Raw genomic sequence first — 21,228 nt, forward strand, 5'->3', positions numbered from 1 at the left:
GAAGACGGCAGATCAATCAGCTAATGTGTCGATTGATCCACCGTCTTCGGGAGCAAGCCCCCTCCCACAATTTTTACCGGGTTAAGGTTCAGGCCGGTTTGGCCTCGGCCAACGCCTCCTGCGCCAGTTCCTTCTCGGCCTCTTTCAGATCGTCTTCGCTGATCATCTCGGCAATCACCCGCAGACGTTCCACCACCCGTGCGTTGACACTGCCTTCGGGGAATTCGCCTTCGGCATTCGGCTCACCAGCCGGCTCGCCGACCAGCAGGCTCAACGCCTCATCAGCCTGACGCACCGCGTACACGTGGAATTGCCCGGCACGCACCGCCGCCAGCACCTTCTCGTCGAGCATCAGCGTGGCGACGTTGGCCTGCGGAATGATCGCGCCCTGCTCGCCGGTCAGCCCGCGGGCTTCGCAGAGGCGGAAGAAACCTTCGATCTTCTCGTTGACCCCGCCGACCGCCTGCACTTCGCCGAACTGGTTGATGGAACCGGTGATCGCAAAGCACTGCTTGAGCGGGGTTTTCGACAGCGCCGAAATCAGCGTGCACGCCTCGCCCAGCGACGCGCTGTCGCCATCGACGTAACCGTAGGACTGCTCCAGCGCGATGCTCGCGGAAATCGCCAGCGGAAATTCCTGGGCGTAACGGCTGCCCAGATACCCGGTAAGGATCATCACGCCCTTGGAGTGGATCGGCTGCCCGAGGTTGACCTCGCGCTCGATGTCGACGATGCCACTGCCGCCCGGGTACACCGTGGCAGAAATCCGTGCCGGCACACCAAACGCCGAATCGCCGACTTCCAGCACGGTCAGCCCGTTGCACTTGCCGACCGCCGCGCCGTCGGTGTCGATCAGGATGATTCCGGCAAGCATGTCGTCGAGAATCCTTGCCGACACGCGGCCGGTGCGGGTGGCCTTGGCTTTCAGCGCCCGCTCGATGTGCCCGGCATCGGTCATTTCATCACCGGCCAGATGGCGGATGAAATCCGCCTCGCTGACCAGTTGAAACAGATCACCGATCCGCGCCGACAAGCGCCCCTGATGCTCGGCCAACCGTGCGCTGTAGGTCGCCAGACGCGCCACCGCATCGGCGGTCAGCGGCGCCATGCCTTCTTCCGAAGTGCGGGTTTTCAGCAACTGGGCGAACTGCTCCAGGCTTTCGTCGACCATCGGAATGTCTTCGTCGAAGTCGACCAGCACGCGGAACATCTCCTGGAAGTCCGGATCCAGGTCCTGCAGCGTGTAATACAGCTGCCGCGCGCCGATGATGATGACTTTGACCTGCAACGGGATGTGTTGCGGGTTGAGGGTCACGGTGGCGAAACGGCCCATCTCGCCCAGCGGTGATTCCATCTTCAGTTTGCGCGATTGCAGGGCGCGCTTCAGCGCATCCCACACGAATGGCTCGCTGAGCATTTTTTCCGCTTCAAGGATCAGGAAGCCGCCGTTGGCGCGATGCAGTGCACCCGGGCGCAACTGGCGGTAAGTGGTGTAGAGCGCTCCCTGATCGGTGGTGTATTCGATGCGGCCGAACAGATTCTCGTAAGTCGGGTGCGGCTCGAACACCACCGGCGCACCGCCGCTGGCCGGATGCCCGACCACCAGACTCGGCGCGTATTGCTCTTCCAGCAGTTTGCGCGCCACGGCGTCGGTCTTGCTGTCGTCGACCAGTTGCTCGACCACGGTTTTGAGCAGGTACACCTGCATCGCCTGCAGGTAACCGCAGACCGCAGCGTTCTCGGCGTACTTCTCGGACAGCGGCGACAGCAACGGCTGCAACGCCAGGGTGATGGTTTCTTCGTTGAGCTGACGCAGCTGATTGTTCGACTCGCGCTTCCACTGCGGCAGGCTGGCGAGTTCTTCGTTCAGGCGTTCTTCGAGGCCGGAGATGTCCTCGTGGAAACGCTCACGATCGGCTTCCGGCAATTGCGAGAACTCGGCTTCGTCCAGCGCCTTGCCTTCGAGCATCGGCGTGAAGGCGATATTGCTGCTGTCGCGATACAGGGCGACGTCTTTTTCCAGGGCCAGACGTTCGATGACGTCCAGCGCCTTGTCATAGCGCTGGTTGAAAGCGCGGTCGATGGCGCTTTTCTTTTGCTGGTAGGACGGGTGTTCGAATACCGCCGGGAACGTCGCCAGCAAGTTGTCGATCAAGCCGTTGATGTCGCCAATGAAGGCGCCGGCGGTGCCGGACGGCAATTCCAGTGCACGAGGCTCGCGCGGCTCATCGAAATTGTTGACGTAGACCCAGTCCGCCGGGGTCTGCAGGCGCTTGCCTTCGGCCTTCAGGTAGCGTTTGACGAACGAGAAGCGACCGGTGCCCGGTTCGCCCATGACAAAGACGTTGTAACCGGGGCGCGGCATGGCCACACCGAACTGCAAGGCTTCGACCGCACGTTCCTGGCCAAGCACACCGCGAAAGGGCTCCAGATCATTGGTGGTAGTGAAGCTGAACTGTTCAGCGGAAAACGGACGGGTCAGCGCTTCGGGCGCTAGACGCAAGCTGGCAGCAACAGGATCAGGCATCGGGCTTCCTTAACAATCAGGCGGGGCAGATAGCGGCATTCTGGCGCTGCCCGTGCCCCACTGGCAAGGCGCGCCACACGACAAAGCATAGACAACCGGCCAACCCCGAACCGTCCCCCGTGAAACCGGGGTTATCGCCAAATCTTTTGTAAAAAATCACGGAACCCCCGGAACCTGCCTAAACTCCAAACTGCGCGGCTGGAACTAATACCGGCCCACTGGCGCTTTAAGGGTCTGTGATAGCAGAGCTTGGGGGGCCAGAACCCTGTCCATTGGTATGCACACAAAGAGAACAAAGCTATGAAACGGATTCTTCTCGGTACTCTCTTCACCGCTGTTTCCATCAACGCCATGGCGCAAGCCCCGGGTGGCCCGGATTGCGGTTGGGGCAACATGCTGTTCGAAGGTCAGCGTGGCACCCCGGCACACTTCCTGGCATCCACCACTAACGGCACCTCCGGTAACGCTACGTTCGGCATGACTTCCGGCACCAACGGTTGCTCGACCAACGCGTCGCTGACCTACGGCGGTAAATCCTGGTTCGCCATGAATGGCATGATGAACGAGCTGTCCGAAGACATGGCCAAGGGCAACGGCGAAGCGCTGACGACCTATGCCGTGGTACTGGGCGTGGCGCCGGAAGATCGCGCGCACTTCGCTGCTGTCACTCACGAGCACTTCCAGCAGATCTTCAGCAAGGCTGACGTAACCGCTGAAGACGTGCATACCAACACCCTGGCCGTGCTGAAATCAGACCCACGTCTGGCCAAGTACGCGACTCAGGCATAAGCTCGACCCCACCCGCTTCTTTCGGGAAGCGGGTTTTGTTTTGAGTGCAATCACTCGAATGTGACGCTGAACCTGTGGTGAGGGGATTTATCCCCGATCGGCTGCGGAGCAGTCGTGAAACCATTCAATTCGGTGTATCTGATACACCGAGTTTTGCAGGTATGAGGGCCGCTTCGCAGCCCATCGGGGATAAATCCCCTCGCCACAGGGGAGTGATCGCAGCCCGATCCGGGTTTTATTTTCTTTCGACTTAAGTTGCCACTTATGCTCAAACGCCTTGCCTGGCTGGCGCTCTGTGTCTGCGCCCCGCTGTCCGCCGCGCCTCACATCGATCCTCAACGTTTGCAGCAACTGGCCAACGACCGCTTCTGGATTTCCCTCGGTCACTACGAAACTGCCAAGCTCGGCGGCTGGCGCAGCTATGTCAGCGACAAGAAATTCTTTCTGGCGCCCGATGGCAACGAACACCCCGACCATGAACTGGCCGCCACCGTGCAGGCAATGTATGCCCCGGCCAGCCTCGGCGAGCAACACGCGCAGTGCGTCTACCCGGCGCGCACCCGCTGGCTGAAAGCGCAGCTCAACCTCACCGACCTGCCCGCCCCCGATTGCGCCGAATTCAAGAAGTGGTTCAAGGACGTCTCGCCGCACAGCGCGGTGATGATCTTCCCGGCGGCCTACCTCAACAGTCCGTCGTCGATGTTCGGCCACACCCTGCTGCGTATCGATCAGGCCGACGTGCAGGCCGACAAGACCTCGCTGCTCAGCTACGCGATCAACTTCGGCGCCTACATCGAAGGCTCCGACAACAGCATTCTTTATGCCTGGAAAGGCTTGATGGGCGGCTATCCGGGGCTGTTTGCGCTGGTGCCCTATCAGGAAAAACTCTCCGAGTACCGCAGCCTGGAAAACCGCGACCTGTGGGAATACCGGCTGAATCTGACGCAAGCAGAAACCGCACGCATGGTCGAGCATGTGTGGGAGCTGAAGCAGATCCAGTTCGACTATTTCTTCTTCGATGAAAACTGCTCCTATCGCCTGCTCGAACTGCTGCAAGTGGCGCGCCCGAGCCTGCGCCTGACTGAGCAATTCCCGCTGACCGCCATCCCCACCGACACGGTCAAAGCGGTGAAGGAAGCCGGGCTGGTGGAAAGCATCGAATATCGCCCGTCCCGCGAGCGTGAGCTGCTCAGCCGTGCCGAGCCGTTGAACAAGGAAGAACAGCAATGGGTGCTGAAAGTCAGCGCCGATCAACAGGTGTTGCAGGAGCCGACCTTCAAGGCCCTGCCCCGGGATCGTCAGGCGCTGATCATCGACGCCGCGTATCGTCTGGAGCGCTACCGCGCCAACGGTCAGGAGCGTGATCCGCAACGCGCACAGCGCAGTTTCGAACTGCTGCGGGCGATCAACAAGAACCCGGCGCCGGAGCTGCAGATCCCGCAACCGGGCCTGCCCGAAGACGGCCACGAATCACGCACCTGGCAGGCCGGCGTCGGCACTCGGGGCGATCGTGCCTTCGGCGAGTACGGTTTGCGCATGGCCTATCACGATCTCAACGACAACGCCGAAAGCTTCCCCCTCGGCGCGCAGATCGAGATCCTGCAGATGAAGTTGCGTCAGTACGAAGGCAACCAGTGGCAGTTCCAGCAACTCGATCTGGCGACCATCCGCTCGCTGACGCCGCGTAATGAGTTGCTGCAACCACTGTCGTGGCAAGTCACCGGCGGCCTCGAGCGCGTACCGGGCAAACACGATGACGAAAACCTGGTCAGCCACGTCAACGGCGGCGGTGGCGGCACCTGGCAGTTGGGCGAAGATACGCTCGGCTTTGCCCTTGGCACGGTGCGCATCGAACACAACAATGACTTCGCCGGGTTCGTCACGCCGGCCGGTGGCTTCAATACCGGCGTGCTGTGGAAAAACCCGCTGGGCAATCTCAGCGTCGAGGCCAAGGGCGATTACTTCACCAACGGCGAAGTGCGCCGCAGCCTGAGCCTGAACCAGCAATGGGAATTGTCGCGCAACCTCGGTTTGCGCCTTACGGCACAGCGTGAGTTCAGTCATGTGGCGACGCCGGAAACCGAAGTGATGCTCGAGGTGAAGTGGTATCACTACTGATCCGGAACCTAGCCCCATGTAGGAGTGAGCCTGCTCGCGATAGCGGTAGGTCAGACACAGCAACAGTGACTGGTAAATTGCTATCGCGAGCAGGCTCACTCCTACAGGGATTTGTGGTGTTCAACGAATTACCTACATGCCTTTCACCAACGTCCGACGAATCACCTTCTAGACTTTCCCCATAAGCCGAGAACCGGCGCGGGAGAGTGCGATGTGGCGGTGTGCGGGGCTGTTGGGTGTTTTGCTGTTGCTCGGGGGTTGCCAGACTACCCACGAAAACTTGATCGCCAAAGGTTATCCACCGGCCTTCGCCGACGGTTTTGACGACGGCTGCGTCAGCGGCCGGCAAGCCGCCGGTTCGATCAGTGGCGAGTTTCGCAAGAACGTGCCGCGCTATCTCAAGGACAAGCAATACGCCGAAGGCTGGACCGACGGTTTTCGTCAGTGTCAGGCGATGCTGGAAAACAAGGATCGCGAAGAGTATCGCAACGAGCACTGGGACGAACGCGAGCGCGCCTGGCAGCAGCAGAAGGATCAGGACGCCGGGCGGGCTTATCGCTCGCAATAGGTCGCTTCCAGACATCCGGTGAAACCAAATGCCTGCGAGCATGGCCCAAACCTCATTCGAGGAGGACACCATGAGCCGCGCTTTCGTCAACGAAGACAATGCCGCTGCGCAAGCCGATCAGCCCGTCGAACGGCAGGTCAGCACGCAGCCCAATTACGTCACACCGCAGGGATTGGCGCAGTTGCAGGCCAAAGTCGCCGAACTGCAAAGCCTGCACGCCGAGCAATCGGCCAAGGGAGAACAGGCCGACAAGCAACGCCAGGCCGATCTCGAAAGGGATTTGCGCTACTTCAACCAGCGCCTCGCCAGCGCACGGGTCGCGGCCCCTGCGACCTCGACCGATAAAGTGCAGATCGGCAGCTGGGTGACCTACGCCGACGAACACGACACCGAAAGTCGGGTGCAACTGGTCGGCGAAGATCAGGCCGACGCCAGCCAAGGCTTGATCAACTGGGCTTCGCCGCTGGGCCGCGCCCTGCTCGGCGCGCGGCTCAATGACGAAGTGCTGTGGCAGCGCCCCGCTGGCGATCAGTTGATCGAAGTGATCCGTATCGAACCGGCTTAAACCACACCTTGGGCCAGCATCGCATCGGCCACTTTGACGAAACCGGCGATGTTCGCACCTTTGACGTAGTTGATCCGCCCGTTCTCTTCGCCGTAATGCACGCAGGCGTGGTGGATCGACTGCATGATCGCGTGCAACTTGCTGTCCACCTCACCCGCCGTCCACAGCAGGCGCATGGCGTTCTGCGACATCTCCAGACCGCTCACCGCCACCCCGCCGGCGTTGGACGCCTTGCCCGGGGCAAACAGAATGCCGGCCTCGATGAAGATATCCACAGCCGCAAGCGTAGTCGGCATGTTCGCGCCTTCGGCCACGCAGATGCAGCCGTTGCGCAGCAGGGTGCGGGCGGACTCGGCGTCGAGTTCGTTCTGCGTTGCGCAGGGCAGCGCGATGTCGCACGGCAGCGACCACGGCAACTGACCGGCACGGAACTCCAGACCGAACGCCGCGGCCAATTCGCTGATGCGCCCGCGTTTGACGTTCTTCAACTCCAGCAGCGCCAACCACTGCTCTTCGCTCAAGCCGGACTCGCAGTACAGCGTGCCTTCGGAGTCGGACAGGGAAATCACCTTGCCACCCAGATCCATGACCTTGCGCGCCGCGTACTGGGCGACGTTGCCGGAACCGGAGATCGCCACGCGCTTGCCTTCGACGGTCTGCTCGCGGCGCTTGAGCATTTCTTCGGCGAAATACACGCAACCGAAACCGGTGGCTTCCGGCCGAATCAGGCTGCCGCCGTAGGTCATGCCCTTGCCGGTCAATACGCTGGTGAACTGGTTGCTCAGGCGTTTGTACTGGCCGAACAGGAAGCCGATCTCCCGCGCGCCGACACCGATGTCACCAGCCGGTACGTCAACATCGGCGCCGATGTGGCGGTACAGCTCGCTCATGAACGCCTGGCAGAAACGCATGACTTCGGCGTCGCTCTTGCCCTTCGGATCGAAGTCCGAACCGCCCTTGCCGCCGCCCATGGGCAACGAGGTCAGGGAGTTCTTGAACGTCTGTTCGAAGGCGAGAAACTTCAGCACGCCCAGGTTCACCGAAGGATGGAAGCGCAAGCCGCCCTTGTACGGGCCGATGGCGCTGTTCATCTGGATGCGGAAACCGCGATTGACCTGAACCTTGCCCTGATCGTCGACCCACGACACGCGGAACACCACCGCCCGCTCCGGCTCGCAGATGCGCTCCAGAATGCCCGAGGTCAGGTAATGCGGATTGGCTTCGAGAAACGGCCACAGGCTGCGCAGGACTTCTTCGACGGCCTGGTGGAATTCGGGTTGATCCGGATCGCGTTTTTTCAGGCGGGCGAGGAAGGATTCGACGGATTCGATCATGGGAAAAGTCTCGGCAAATTTATTGTCGTTGGAAGAGATTGAGCCGGACTGTAACAAACGAATTGCGCACAGGAACAGCGCAAAATGTCGCAGTTATGAAATTAAATGGTGCACAGGATATAAATCAGATGGTTTTTTGAGCGGGTTTTGCACCTGAATGGGGAGTCTGAATTCAAGCAATGCACCAACAGTTACACCGCTATCGCTGGCAAGCCAGCTCCCACAGTTTTCGTGGCGTTCACACATTTCAAGTACAACAAAAATCCCTGTGGGAGCTGGCTTGCCAGCGATGAATTCAACTCGGTATTGCCGAAAAAACCAGGCAAAAAAAAACGGAGCCCGAAGGCTCCGCTCTTTTTCATGCAACCAGCCTGATATCAGGCCAGCTTCTTGTGGCGTACCCGGTGTGGCTGGGCCGCCGCTTCGCCGAGACGCTTTTTACGGTCGGCTTCGTACTCGGTGTAGTTGCCTTCGAAGAACACTGCTTGCGAGTCGTCTTCGTACGCCAGGATGTGAGTCGCGACGCGGTCCAGGAACCAGCGATCGTGAGAGATCACAATGGCGGCGCCCGGGAAGTCCAGCAGGGCTTCTTCCAGGGAACGCAGGGTTTCAACGTCGAGGTCGTTGGACGGTTCGTCGAGCAGCAGGACGTTGCCGCCCTCCTTCAGGGTCAGCGCCAGGTGCAGACGACCGCGCTCACCACCGGACAGGTCCTTGACGAACTTCTGCTGGTCGCCGCCCTTGAAGTTGAAGCGACCGACGTAAGTGCGCGACGGGATCTCGTAGTTACCGATACGGATCTGGTCGGAACCGTCGGAGATCTGCTGGAACACGGTCTTGCTGCCGTCGAGGTCTTCGCGGCTCTGGTCAACGCAGGCCAGTTGCACGGTTTCGCCGACTTCGATGGTGCCGGAATCCGGCGTTTCCTTGCCCATCAGCATGCGGAACAGGGTCGATTTACCGGCACCGTTACCGCCGATCACGCCGACGATGGCGCCTTTCGGCATAGAGAACGACAGGTTGTCGATCAGGACGCGATCGCCGTAGCCCTTGGTGACGTTCTTGAATTCGATGACCTTGTCGCCCAGACGCGGACCGGCCGGGATGTAGATCTCGTTGGTTTCCGAACGCTTCTGGAATTCCTGCGACTGCATTTCTTCGAAGCGTTGCAGACGTGCCTTGGATTTCGACTGACGGGCTTTCGCGCCTTTGCGCACCCACTCCAGTTCTTCCTTCATGGCTTTTTCGTGAGCCGATTGCTGCTTGGATTCCTGGGCCAGACGATCGGACTTGGCTTCCAGCCAGCCCGAATAGTTGCCCTCGTAAGGAATGCCCGCGCCGCGGTCGAGTTCGAGGATCCAGCCGGCAACGTTATCCAGGAAGTAACGGTCGTGCGTGATCGCAACCACGGTGCCCGGGAAGTCGTGCAGGAAGTGCTCCAGCCACGCCACCGAATCAGCGTCCAGGTGGTTGGTCGGTTCGTCGAGCAGCAGCATGTCCGGTGCGGACAGCAGCAGACGGCACAGGGCCACACGACGCTTCTCACCACCGGACAGGTGTTCGACCTTGGCGTCCCAGGCCGGCAGACGCAGCGCATCGGCGGCGACTTCCAGTTGGCGCTCAAGGTTGTGACCATCGCTGGCCTGCAGGATCGCTTCGAGCTTGGCCTGTTCGGCAGCCAGCTTGTCGAAGTCGGCGTCCGGATCAGCGTAGGCGGCGTAGACCTCGTCCAGACGCGCTTGCGCATCCTTGATCACGCTGACCGCTTCCTCGACCACTTCACGCACGGTCTTGGTCGGATCAAGTTGTGGCTCTTGCGGCAGATAACCGATGTTCAGGTCCGGCATCGGACGGGCTTCGCCCTCGAACTCGGTGTCGACGCCGGCCATGATTTTCAGCAGCGTGGATTTACCCGAACCGTTGAGGCCGAGTACGCCGATCTTGGCGCCGGGGAAGAACGACAGCGAAATGTTTTTCAGGATTTCCCGCTTCGGCGGAACAACTTTGCCCAGCCGATGCATGGTGAAGACGTATTGAGCCATGGAGAACCTTGGGTCAGTGACAGATGAATGATTGGAGCGCAGGCGATGCCCGGCCAGACCGATGCGCGTCGTTCACTTGATGGTCATCAATGCGTGCGCGCTGAAAAAGTCTGAGTCTAGGAGCTGGGCCAGACGCTGTTAAAACGTAACGAGCGAAGGAAAGACAAGGCGGAAACAGGCGAGGACGCGGAGTTTACGGGTTGTAAATGAGCAGTCCGAGCCTGTTTTCAACGCAGTATTTCCGAGCGCAGTAGTTTTAACAGTGTCTGGGCTCCCGCGTAACCGGCAAAGCTACCTTAATGACCGGTGGCAGTCCAGCCGAGTGGGGCTGGCACTTCGCCACAACTCAAGGCATGCTAGCCGCCCTTCGGGCGTCCGGCTTATAGTGCACGTCGCGCCAGTCCAGCCAAACCGCAGGATTACAGCTTGTCCAACGTTACCCCGCCAGCTTCTGTGAGCGCGTCCAATCCGGGGACCGGTTCGCCCCTGCGCGGAACATTGAAGGGTGCCTTGGCGACGCTGGTACTTTTGCTGCTGGCCTTGCTGTTCTGGCAACTGCTCGATCAACTGCGCGAGACCCAGAAAAACCAGCGCCAGTACACCATCGACTACACCGCCGACCTCGCCTCGCAGGTCAGCCTGAACATGTCGCTGAATGCGCAAATCGCCCTCAACCTGCTACCGATCGTCGAACAGCCGCAGTCGTCCGACGAACAGCAGGCGCTGCTGCGCAAGCTCCAGCAATCGCTGCCCGAACTGCGCAGCCTGGCCCTGCTCAGCCCTTCCGGCAAAATCATCAGCGACAGCGCCGGTGACAGCCACGACGCCGACTACCTGGGCGAACTGGTACGTCGCAGCCGTGCCCAGGCACATTACTTCAGCAACGCCGACGACGGCTCGGTGGTGCATCTGTTGCTGCATCAGGCCAGCGGCAGCACGCGCGGCTACTGGGCTCTGCGCCTGACCCCGACCTTCTTCGACTCGCTGACCAAGCAGGGCGAAACCGGCATTCGCCCGTTGTGGCTGGTGGAAAACCGCCTCAACCATCAGATCATCAGTCGCGACGAAGCGCTGTCTTCAGCCCGGCCCGGCGTGCTGAGCCCGGACGACATGGCCAACACCGTACTCACCGTGCCGCTGAGCAGCAGCGACTGGCAGTTGCGCGGATTGTTCGACCGCCAGCGCGTACTCGAAGAACTGCTGCCGGCGTTCATCGGCAAATGCCTGCTGGGCCTGGCGTTCTCGATGTTGCCGGTGATCGCGCTACTGAACATGCGCCGCCGTCAGCGCCAGTTGCATGAAGGTCGCCGGCGTTATCAGGACATTTTCGAAGGCACCGGCGTGGCGTTGTGCGTACTGGATCTGTCGGGCCTCAAGCAGGTGTTCGACAAGGCGCAGATCCAGACCAGCGACCAGCTCAAGGCCTGGCTCGACCAACCGGCCCAGCGCCAGCAACTGCTGCAGGAGCTGCGCGTCACCGAGGTCAATCAGGTGGCGCTGCAACTGCTCAACGTCAATTCCTGCGAGCATGCGTGGCAGTTGTTGATCGACGGTCATCCGCACCAGCAGTGCGCCATCGGCAACCAGGTGCTGGATGCGGTTCTGCAGCAGCAAAAGCAGCTGGAACTGGAAATCAGATTGCCGGACATCAACGGTCGCGATCAGCACCTGTGGATGGTGCTGCGTCTGCCGCAGGAGCAGCACGACTATAAAGCGGTGATCCTCAGCATCAACGACATCACCAGCCGCAAGCTGATCGAACTGTCGCTGCTGGAGCGCGAAGGCTTCTGGTCGGACGTGGTGCGCACCGTGCCGGATCATCTGTATGTGCAGGACGTGATCAGCCAGCGGATGATTTTCAGCAACCACCACCTCGGCCAGACCCTCGGCTACAACCGCACCGAGCTGCATCAGATGGGCGAATACTTCTGGGAAATCCTCCTGCACCCCGAAGACGCCGACTATTACCATCGCTCGCGGCAGATGCAGCGACACGCCGGTTACAGCCAGTTGCTGCAATGCCAGCTGCGCTTCCGTCATCGCGACGGCAAGTGGCGGCGTTTCGATATTCGGGAGCAGGCGCTGGCCCGGGACAAGCACGATCAGGTCACGCGGATCATCGGCGTGGCCAAGGACATCACCGAGCAGATTGAGGCCAGCGAATCGCTGCGCGACAGCGAGCAGCGCTACCGCATGCTCGCCGAAAGCATCAGCGACGTGATCTTCTCCACCGACAGCAAGCTGTCGTTGAACTACGTCAGCCCGTCGGTGCAGGCGGTGCTGGGTTACGACGCCGAGTGGATTTTCCAGAACGGCTGGCAATCGACCATCGCCAACCCGCAGCAGCTATCGGGCATCTACACCCTGATGGACCGGGTCAGCAAAGCGTTGGACAAGCCGGAGCAACTCGCGCAATTGCGCAGCCAGGTGCAGACCCAGATGTTCCTGTTCGACTGCCTGCGCGCCGACGGTCGCAAGATTCCGATCGAGTTGCGTCTGGTGCTGGTGTGGGACGAACACGGCGCCTTCGAAGGCGTGCTCGGCGTTGGCCGCGACATCAGTCAGCAGCGTCGCGCCGAGAAAGACCTGCGCATGGCCGCCACAGTATTCGAGCACTCGACTTCGGCAATCCTGATCACCGACCCGGCCGGTTACATCGTGCAGGCCAACGAAGCCTTCAGCCGGGTCAGCGGCTATGCCGTCTCCGAAGTCCTCGACCAATTGCCGAACATGCTTACTGTCGACGAACAGCAGGATGCGCACCTGCGCTACGTGCTCAAGCAATTGCATCAGCACAGCACCTGGGAAGGCGAAGTCTGGCTCAAGCGCCGTAACGGCGAGCATTACCCGGCGTGGGTCGGCATCACCGCGGTACTCGACGATGAAGGCGACCTGGCCAGTTACGTGTGTTTCTTCAGCGACATCAGCGAGCGCAAGGCCAGCGAGCAGCGCATCCACCGCCTCGCCTACTACGACGCCCTGACTCATCTGCCGAACCGCACGCTGTTCCAGGATCGCCTGCACACCGCGCTGCAATCGGCCGAAAGGCAAAAGTCGTGGGTGGTGCTGATGTTCCTCGACCTCGACCGCTTCAAGCCGATCAACGACTCCCTTGGCCATGCCGCCGGCGACCGCATGTTGAAAGACATGGCCACGCGCCTGTTGGCCTGCGTCGACGATGACGACACCGTGGCGCGCATGGGCGGTGACGAGTTCACTTTGCTCCTGCAGCACCGCTCCAGCCGCGAAATGGCGCTGAACCGGGCGATTCATGTGGCCGAGCAGATCCTCGCCAGTCTGGTGCGACCATTCGTGCTCGAAGGTCGCGAGTTCTTCGTCACCGCCAGTATCGGTATCGCCCTGAGTCCGCAGGATGGCAACGAGCTCAGCCAGTTGATGAAGAACGCTGACACCGCGATGTACCACGCCAAGGAGCGCGGCAAGAACAACTTCCAGTTCTACCAGGCCGACATGAACGCCAGTGCGCTGGAGCGTCTGGAGCTGGAAAGCGACCTGCGTCACGCACTTGAGCAGAACGAATTCGTGCTGTATTACCAGCCGCAATTCAGCGGCGACGGCAAACGCCTGACTGGCGCCGAGGCGCTGCTGCGCTGGCGTCATCCGCGGCGCGGGCTGGTGCCCCCGGGGGATTTCATTCCGGTGCTGGAAGAGCTCGGTCTGGTGGTGGACGTTGGCGACTGGGTGATCAGCGAAGCCTGCCGCCAGCTCAAGACCTGGCACCAGAACCGGGTGCGTGTGCCGAAGGTCTCGGTGAACATTTCCGCGCGGCAGTTCTCCGATGGCCAGCTCGGTACGCGCATCGCCACGATCCTGCGCGAAACCGGCCTGCCACCGGCGTGTCTGGAGCTGGAGCTGACCGAAAGTATCCTGATGCGCGAAGTCAGCGAAGCGATGCAGATTCTCGCCGGGCTGAAGAACCTCGGCCTGAGCATTGCCGTCGACGACTTCGGCACCGGTTATTCATCGCTGAACTACCTCAAGCAATTCCCGATCGACGTGCTGAAGATCGACCGCACTTTCGTCGACGGCCTGCCGTCCGGCGAGCAGGATGCGCAGATCGCTCGCGCAATCATCGCCATGGCCCACAGCCTCAATCTGGCGGTAATCGCCGAGGGCGTGGAGACCCATGAGCAACTGGACTTCCTGCGCGAGCACGGTTGCGATGAAGTACAGGGCTATCTGTTCGGGCGACCGATGCCGGCGAGCCGCTTCGAGGCGCAGTTCAGTAACGACGCCCTCTTCATGTTCGACTGAAGAAAAGATCGCAGCCTTCGGCAGCTCCTACAGGGATTGATGTCGGTCACAGTCTTCGGAATCAGCCCCGATTACTGTAGGAGCTGCCGAAGGCTGCGATCTTTTCAGGCCAGCAAAAGCACCGCACATCTGGCATGAACGCCACTTGTCTGCGACATGATGTCGTTTCATATGCCATCCAAAACCCATTGGGTTAGAATGCCCCCCTTTTCTGCCCCCGATCCTTGAGGACCGCCATGTTCAGCCGTGATTTGACTATTGCCAAGTACGACGCCGATCTCTTTGCCGCCATGGAGCAAGAAGCTCAGCGCCAGGAAGAGCACATTGAGCTGATCGCTTCGGAAAACTACACCAGCCCTGCGGTGATGGAAGCTCAAGGCTCGGTACTGACCAACAAATACGCCGAAGGCTACCCGGGCAAGCGCTACTACGGTGGTTGCGAGTACGTCGACGTGGTTGAGCAACTGGCCATCGACCGCGCCAAAGAGCTGTTCGGCGCTGATTACGCCAACGTTCAGCCGCACGCCGGTTCGCAAGCCAACGCCGCTGTCTACCTGGCCCTGCTGCAAGGTGGCGACACCATTCTGGGCATGAGCCTGGCCCACGGTGGTCACCTGACCCACGGTGCCAGCGTTTCCTCCTCCGGCAAGCTGTACAACGCCGTGCAGTACGGCATCGACGCCAACGGCCTGATCGATTACGACGAAGTCGAGCGTCTGGCGGTCGAGCACAAGCCGAAAATGATCGTGGCCGGTTTCTCCGCCTACTCGCAGATTCTGGACTTCCCGCGCTTCCGCGCCATCGCTGACAAGGTCGGTGCCTACCTGTTCGTCGACATGGCGCACGTGGCTGGTCTGGTCGCCGCTGGCGTCTACCCGAACCCGGTACCATTCGCTGACGTCGTGACTACCACCACGCACAAGACCCTGCGCGGTCCACGTGGCGGTCTGATCCTGGCGCGCGCCAACGCCGAAATCGAGAAGAAGCTGAACTCCGCGGTATTCCCGGGCGCCCAGGGTGGCCCGCTGGAGCACGTGATCGCCGCCAAGGCGATCTGCTTCAAGGAAGCGCTGCAGCCTGAGTTCAAGGCTTACCAGGAACAAGTGGTGAAGAACGCCCAGGCCATGGCTGAGGTGTTCATCGAGCGCGGTTTCGACGTGGTTTCCGGTGGCACCAAGAACCACCTGTTCCTGCTGTCGCTGATCAAGCAGGACATCTCCGGTAAAGACGCCGACGCTGCTTTGGGCAAAGCGTTCATCACCGTGAACAAGAACTCCGTACCAAACGACCCACGCTCGCCGTTCGTCACTTCCGGCCTGCGCTTCGGCACACCGGCTGTGACCACTCGTGGCTTCAAGCAAGCAGAGTGCAAAGAGCTGGCCGGCTGGATCTGCGACATCCTGGCTGACCTGAACAACGAAGCGGTGATCGACGCCGTTCGTGAGAAAGTCAAAGCCATCTGCAAGAAGCTGCCGGTTTACGGCGCTTGATCGTTAGCGCATGAACCAAGAAACCCGGCCTGATGGCCGGGTTTTTTTTGCCTGAAATATCATTAAAAAAATAAAAACCGACCATAACAAAACAATAAACAACGCCCCTCGAAAAATACGGAAACAGCCTATAACTTACAAGAACCACAAACACTGCTAAGTTCTCTCCACCGCAACATCGCGGCTTCGATCAAAACGTCAGACCTCTAAGCCAAGGATGGACTTAGCCATGCCCACGAATCTGGAAAAATCCTTTACTGCACAATTGCATACTCAATACGGCAACTTGCACTTGCCACGCATTACCTATGGACAGAAGACTTTCATTAAACGCTGGTATTACGAAGCCTTCACTTTCGATGTACACGTCGATGTCTCCAGCACCCTGTGCGTACATCCGCAAGCGCAGCCTGACCAGCTCGGATTCTATTTCCGCTGCGTTGACGATTATTACTCCATCTACCTGCTGACCGGCAGCCACTACGACAATCACGCCTTGAGCAACGAGCACCGGAATCTGATCAGCGCCTTCCCGCACGACGATGATCAAACTACTTACAACTTACTGGACGCCAACAACCGAGTCGTCACACTTGATCAACTCGAAGGAAACACGCACAACCTGAAAATTCAAACCCGTGGTGGTCGTAAACTCTGTGTTCGGGAAAACGCCAAAGTTGGAGGACTGGTGTGCACCGGCAAAGAAGGCAGCCAGGTACTCGAATTCGGATTCGATATCACCAAACGCGGCGCACGATAATTTTTAAATATTTCTTTCTTTAAATTTGATTAAACACTCACCGGGAAAAGCATGTGCTGCTGAACCGGTGGGTGTGGCGCCCACACCGTCCTCGACAATGAATTCGCCCCGCCAACACCAAACCCGATTTCTGCACCGCTGTTCGTCGGCTAAAAATAAATTCCACCGCCAACCGCTCAAGCGTGGGGGCTGTCCGCCAACTGGTCAGACCGGTCATGCCGATTCGTCACTTTTCACTTGCAGACTGCAAAAAGGCACGCCTACACTGCGCCTGCACTGGACATACCGGTAAGACCACAATAATTAAGTCCTGAATCTGATGTGCTCCGCACACGGCAGCCAGGACACCGACCAGGATTCCTCCCATGCTCAGATGGTGCTCGCGTTCAATCTTCCTCCAAGTGGTTCTCGGACTGGTGCTCGGCATCGTCTGCGGGCTGACCCTTCCCGAATACTCTGCTCAGCTCAAACCGCTGGGCGACGGCTTCATCAAACTGATCAAGATGCTCATCGGCCTGATCGTGTTCTGCGTGGTGGTCAGCGGCATCAGTGGCGCGGGCGACCTGAAGAAGGTCGGGCGCATCGGCCTAAAGTCAGTGATCTACTTTGAAGTGCTGACCACCATCGCACTGGTGATCGGACTGGTGTTCGCCTTCAGCACCGGGATCGGCAGCGGCGCGAATATCCATCTGGAGCAATTGTCTGCAGCCGACATGGGCGACATCGCCGAACGCGGCCAGCACATGCACACCACCACGCAATTTCTGATGGACCTGATCCCGACTTCGGTGCTCGGCGCTTTCGCCGACAACAACATCCTGCAAGTGCTGCTGTTCTCGGTGCTGTTCGGCAGCGCACTGAATCTGGTGGGCGAAGCGGCTTCCGGGATTTCCCGGCTGATCAACGAACTGAGCCATGTGATCTTCCGGATCATGGGCATGATCGTGCGTCTGGCGCCGATCGGCGTGTTCGGTGCCATCGCTTTCACCACCAGCAAGTACGGCCTCGATTCGCTGCAACACCTGGGCAGTCTGGTGGGTTTGTTCTACCTGACCTGCATGGCCTTCGTCAGCGTGATCCTCGGCGTGGTGATGCGCGCCTCGGGCCTGCGCCTGTGGCCGCTGCTCAAGTACCTGCGCGAAGAATTGCTGATCGTCATGGGCACCGCATCCTCCGACGCCGTGCTGCCGCAGATCATGCGCAAGCTCGAACATCTGGGCATCGGCAGCTCGACGGTCGGTCTGGTGATTCCCACCGGCTACTCGTTCAACCTCGACGGTTTCTCGATCTACCTGACCCTGGCCATCGTGTTCATCGCCAACGCTACCGGTACGCCACTGGCGATGACCGATCTGCTGACGATTCTGCTGGTATCGCTGATCACCTCCAAGGGCGCCCACGGCATTCCGGGGTCGGCGCTGGTGATTCTGGCGGCGACGCTGACGGCCATTCCGGCGATTCCGGTGGTCGGGCTGGTGTTGGTGCTGGCGGTGGACTGGTTCATGGGCATCGGCCGGGCGCTGACCAACCTGATCGGCAACTGCGTCGCCACCGTGGCCATCGCACGCTGGGAAAGGGACATCGATGTACAGCGCGCCAACAAAGTACTCAGCGGTCAGCAGGGCTACACCTTTCAACCGCGTAAAAGCGGAACTCCGGCGCACCAGCAAGAGTTCTGATTTTCAACCCTGTAGGAGCTGCCGCACGCTGCGATCTTTTGATCTTCGCTTGCCGGCTCCTTACGGGCACATGGAGCAAGACCCGTGATAACCACCTCAACCGTCGTCAACTCCGTCGTAGAGAAACTGCGCGCCGCCCTCGCCCGTGGTCAGTGGCGCTCCGGCGACATGCTGCCGGGCCAGCGCGAGCTGGCCGAGCAACTGGGCATCAGTCGCCCGAGCCTGCGCGAAGCAGTGATCGTGCTGGAAACCCTCGGCCTCGTCCGTTCGATGCCGGGCAAAGGCGTGGTGGTGCTCGACGCACAGCTCAGTGACAACCAGAGCCACGACAGCGCGGTCGCCGGCGCCAGCCTCGAAGATGTACTGCAACTGCGCTACACCCTCGAACCGTTCATCGTCGGACTGGTAGCGCAGTCGATCAGCAGCAAGGAGGTCGGGCAACTGCGCCTGACGCTGATGGACATGCGCGAAGCCCTCGAAGCCGGCGACAGCGAAGCCGGAGTCGGCGCCTACATTGCGTTTCATGAAGAGCTGTTCACTCTGACCTCCAATCCGATCTTCCAGAGTGTCGTGCAGCAGACCAGCAATGCCCTCAGGCAAAGCGCTGAAGTGCTGCGCAATTCGCCCGAGCACCTGGCCGAACGCCTGGAAGAAAACGAAGCGGTGGTACGCGCGATCCGCAGCAAGAACAGCGCCCAGGCCAGCGCCGAAATGCGTCGGCACATCCTGCGCGAAGGCCAGCGCATGGGCGTAGAACTGAATATTCCGGAAGACAACCTCAGCCACTGAAGAACTCACACTGGAGACCGGCCATGAACAGTCTTGCCACGTCGCCGCACACTCGTCAGATGTCGGCCCCCCTGCCTTTCTCCCGCCTGCAGGCGCCGGCAGATGATCTGTACCCGCGGCTGTTCGACGCGATTCTGGACCGGCGAATCGACCCGGCCAGCCGCTTCACCGAAGACAGCCTCAAGCAAATGTTTGGCGTCAGCCGCGCCGATGTGCGCCGGGTGCTGACGCAGTTGTCCCATGAACAGGTAATTGTGCTGCGCGCCAACCATCGGCCACGGGTCGCTGCACCGGATGCCGAGCAGACCCGGCAAACCCTGCACGCCCGGCGCCTGACCGAAGCCACGCTGGTGCGCCTGGCTTGTCAGAATGCGTCAGCGGAGAGTTTGAAACGCCTGCGCACGCTGGTCGAGCGCGAACGTCTGGCCGTGACACAGGAACGGCGTGCGGCGGCGATTCGCTTGTCCGGGGAGTTTCATCTGCAGTTGGCACAAATGGCGGGGAATGCACCGTTGGCGCATTTTCTCGGGAGTCTGGTGCCGTTGACGTCGCTGGCGATTGCGCGAAGTGAGTGCCAGACGCATCGCTGTTGCGCATGGCAGGAGCATTTGGCGTTGGTTGAGGCAGTGGAGCTTCGGGATGTTTCCAAAGCAGGCATGCTGATGAATCGGCATCTGGATCATCTTGAGCAGACGCTTCTGGAGTAACCGTCAAGCATTGCGTTGTCGGTTGAATCGCCATCGCGGGCAAGCCCGCTCCCACAGGGTTATTGTCGTTCACAGGTTGTGTGTACACCTATAAACCTGTGGGAGCGGGCTTGCCCGCGATGGCGTCAGCCCTGAAACCGAAGAACCATCAGGCAGCAGTCACCTTGGCAAACCCCGCCCGAATCTTCTCTTCCGGCAAATCATCGGCAATAAACACAATCACACTCTCCCGCGCCTCACCCTCGGCCCATTCGGTGTCCCAGTCGAAACCGTAGAGTTTCAGCACGCCCTGGAACACCAGACGCCGATCCTCACCGGCAATGTTCAGCACGCCCTTGTAGCGCAGCAATTGCTTGCCGTGTTCTTCGAGCAACTCATTCATGAACTCGCTGAGTTGATCGATATCCAGCGGCTGGTCAGTGCGCAGCACCAGACTGGAAATACGATCGATCGACGGCGCCTTGCTCACTGGACGCAGGCTCACCCCGCCACCGAGGTCGGCGTTGAGATTGAAGCCGCGCACATCGAGCAGTTCGGCCAGATCGATGTTGCCGTGCTCGACCACGCGGATCGGTGCGCGCCGGTTGATCCGCGTCAGGCGTTCGCTCAGTGCATTGAACGTGGCCTCATCCACCAGATCGGTCTTGCTCACCAGCAAGCGGTCGGCGAAACCGATCTGCGCCTGGGCGATGGTCTGAGTCAGGTGCTGGTCGGCGTGAGCGGCATCCACCAGGGTGATGATGCCGTCGAGCAGATAACGCTCGCGCAGTTCTTCATCGATGAAAAAGGTCTGCGCCACAGGCGCTGGATCGGCCAGACCGGTGCATTCGATCACCAGCCGGTCGAAGGCGATTTCACCGCTGTCCAGGCGTTCGAGCAGCAGGAACAGCGCTTTGGTCAGATCGGTGTGAATGGTGCAGCAGACGCAGCCGTTGGCCAGGGTCATGACTTGCACCGGTTCGTCGCCGAGCAGCTGAGTGTCGATGCCGGCGTCGCTGAATTCATTTTCGATCACGGCGATTTTCAGGCCGTGCTCGGCTTTCAAGATATGGCGCAGCAAAGTGGTCTTGCCAGCACCGAGGAAACCGCTGAGTACCGTTACGGGTATGGGAGAAGACAAAACAGATCCCCTTCACAAAATGAATGAACAACACAAAAACAACTGTGGGAGCGAGCCTGCTCGCGAAAGCGGTGTGTCAGTCAAATCATTCATCAACTGACACTCCGTATTCGCGAGCAGGCTCGCTCCCACAGGGGGATTACCTCAACCGCAGGCTGTCAGCTCAACAGCACTTCGGCCCACCCTTGCCACCGTAACGCGCTTCCTGACGTTCGCGGAAGAACATCTCATAGCTCATCACCGGTTTGTCCGGGTGTTTGGTTTGCATATGCTCGACGTAGGTGTCGTAGTCGGGCATGCCGACCATCAGGCGCGCGGCCTGACCGAGGTATTTACCGAGGCGACTCAGGTCATTGAACATGGTGCAATCCTCTGGTTACGCATCCGGCAGGGCCTGGAATGGCGATTCTTTATCCGTACGCTCTTTTTTGCCCCAGGCGGCGATGCCAACCTTGAGCGCATAGA

Annotated in this window: 16 protein-coding genes; 10 read left to right on the forward strand and 6 right to left on the reverse strand. The window is 60.1% G+C overall.

The genetic code is table 11. The features are described 5' to 3' along the window. Positions 1 to 88: 88 nt before the first annotated feature. Entirely contained in the window at positions 89 to 2,527 is a 2,439-nt protein-coding gene (locus tag DBR18_RS12425) for a Lon protease family protein (protein ID WP_108590528.1), read from the reverse strand. Between the two features lie 300 nt (positions 2,528 to 2,827). Between DBR18_RS12425 and DBR18_RS12430 the strand changes: the two genes are divergently transcribed. The 4 genes from DBR18_RS12430 to DBR18_RS12450 all read left to right on the forward strand — a co-directional run bounded on the left by DBR18_RS12430 (position 2,828) and on the right by DBR18_RS12450 (position 6,567). Continuing rightward, a complete protein-coding gene (locus tag DBR18_RS12430) occupies positions 2,828 to 3,316 on the forward strand; it encodes a DUF3015 domain-containing protein (protein WP_007909797.1) in 489 nt (162 codons plus the stop codon). 264 nt (positions 3,317 to 3,580) lie between these two features. Continuing rightward, positions 3,581 to 5,434 carry a DUF4105 domain-containing protein gene (locus DBR18_RS12435; protein ID WP_108590529.1) on the forward strand — a complete coding sequence of 618 codons (1,854 nt, stop codon included), beginning with the start codon at positions 3,581 to 3,583 and terminating at the stop codon, positions 5,432 to 5,434. 211 nt (positions 5,435 to 5,645) lie between these two features. Then, entirely contained in the window at positions 5,646 to 6,002 is a 357-nt protein-coding gene (locus DBR18_RS12445; protein ID WP_108590530.1) for a hypothetical protein, read from the forward strand. Between the two features lie 70 nt (positions 6,003 to 6,072). Beyond that, positions 6,073 to 6,567 (forward strand): GreA/GreB family elongation factor, encoded by a 495-nt coding sequence (locus DBR18_RS12450; protein ID WP_108590531.1) that lies wholly within the window; start codon positions 6,073 to 6,075, stop codon positions 6,565 to 6,567. Here the strand turns inward: DBR18_RS12450 and gdhA are convergent. Both gdhA and ettA read right to left on the reverse strand, forming a co-directional pair. After that, positions 6,564 to 7,901, reverse strand: coding sequence for an NADP-specific glutamate dehydrogenase (gdhA, locus tag DBR18_RS12455; protein WP_108590532.1), 1,338 nt, complete (start codon positions 7,899 to 7,901; stop codon positions 6,564 to 6,566). The two genes, DBR18_RS12450 and gdhA, sit on opposite strands and share 4 nt — an antisense overlap. A gap of 377 nt (positions 7,902 to 8,278) precedes the next feature. After that, positions 8,279 to 9,943: an energy-dependent translational throttle protein EttA gene (ettA, locus tag DBR18_RS12465; protein ID WP_108590534.1), complete on the reverse strand. Its 1,665-nt coding sequence runs from the start codon at positions 9,941 to 9,943 to the stop codon at positions 8,279 to 8,281. 426 nt (positions 9,944 to 10,369) lie between these two features. Between ettA and morA the strand changes: the two genes are divergently transcribed. The 6 genes from morA (at position 10,370) to DBR18_RS12495 (ending at position 19,643) form a co-directional block, all read left to right on the forward strand. Beyond that, complete coding sequence (gene morA, locus DBR18_RS12470) at positions 10,370 to 14,218, forward strand: cyclic di-GMP receptor MorA (protein WP_108590535.1); 3,849 nt, start codon at positions 10,370 to 10,372, stop codon at positions 14,216 to 14,218. 236 nt (positions 14,219 to 14,454) lie between these two features. Further along, on the forward strand, positions 14,455 to 15,708 hold the full coding sequence (glyA, locus tag DBR18_RS12475; RefSeq protein ID WP_007963781.1) for a serine hydroxymethyltransferase: 1,254 nt from the start codon (positions 14,455 to 14,457) through the stop codon (positions 15,706 to 15,708). Positions 15,709 to 15,937: 229 nt separating this feature from the next. After that, positions 15,938 to 16,468 (forward strand): hypothetical protein, encoded by a 531-nt coding sequence (locus DBR18_RS12480; RefSeq protein WP_108590536.1) that lies wholly within the window; start codon positions 15,938 to 15,940, stop codon positions 16,466 to 16,468. A 365-nt stretch (positions 16,469 to 16,833) separates the two neighbouring features. Then, a complete protein-coding gene (locus tag DBR18_RS12485; RefSeq protein ID WP_108590537.1) occupies positions 16,834 to 18,147 on the forward strand; it encodes a C4-dicarboxylate transporter DctA in 1,314 nt (437 codons plus the stop codon). 84 nt (positions 18,148 to 18,231) lie between these two features. After that, a complete protein-coding gene (locus DBR18_RS12490; RefSeq protein ID WP_108590538.1) occupies positions 18,232 to 18,936 on the forward strand; it encodes a FadR/GntR family transcriptional regulator in 705 nt (234 codons plus the stop codon). 23 nt (positions 18,937 to 18,959) lie between these two features. Next, on the forward strand, positions 18,960 to 19,643 hold the full coding sequence (locus tag DBR18_RS12495; protein WP_108590539.1) for a GntR family transcriptional regulator: 684 nt from the start codon (positions 18,960 to 18,962) through the stop codon (positions 19,641 to 19,643). 148 nt (positions 19,644 to 19,791) lie between these two features. Here DBR18_RS12495 and yjiA read toward each other — a convergent pair whose 3' ends face one another. From yjiA to DBR18_RS30285, 3 genes are all read right to left on the reverse strand, one after another. Continuing rightward, positions 19,792 to 20,763, reverse strand: coding sequence for a GTPase (gene yjiA, locus DBR18_RS12500; protein ID WP_108590540.1), 972 nt, complete (start codon positions 20,761 to 20,763; stop codon positions 19,792 to 19,794). Positions 20,764 to 20,926: 163 nt separating this feature from the next. Continuing rightward, complete coding sequence (locus tag DBR18_RS12505) at positions 20,927 to 21,124, reverse strand: YbdD/YjiX family protein (RefSeq protein WP_003228401.1); 198 nt, start codon at positions 21,122 to 21,124, stop codon at positions 20,927 to 20,929. A gap of 15 nt (positions 21,125 to 21,139) precedes the next feature. Continuing rightward, on the reverse strand, positions 21,140 to 21,228 hold an 89-nt coding region (locus DBR18_RS30285; RefSeq protein ID WP_371921091.1), incomplete at its 5' end, for a hypothetical protein.

This window comes from Pseudomonas sp. HMWF021, assembly GCF_003061005.1.
Lineage (GTDB): Bacteria > Pseudomonadota > Gammaproteobacteria > Pseudomonadales > Pseudomonadaceae > Aquipseudomonas.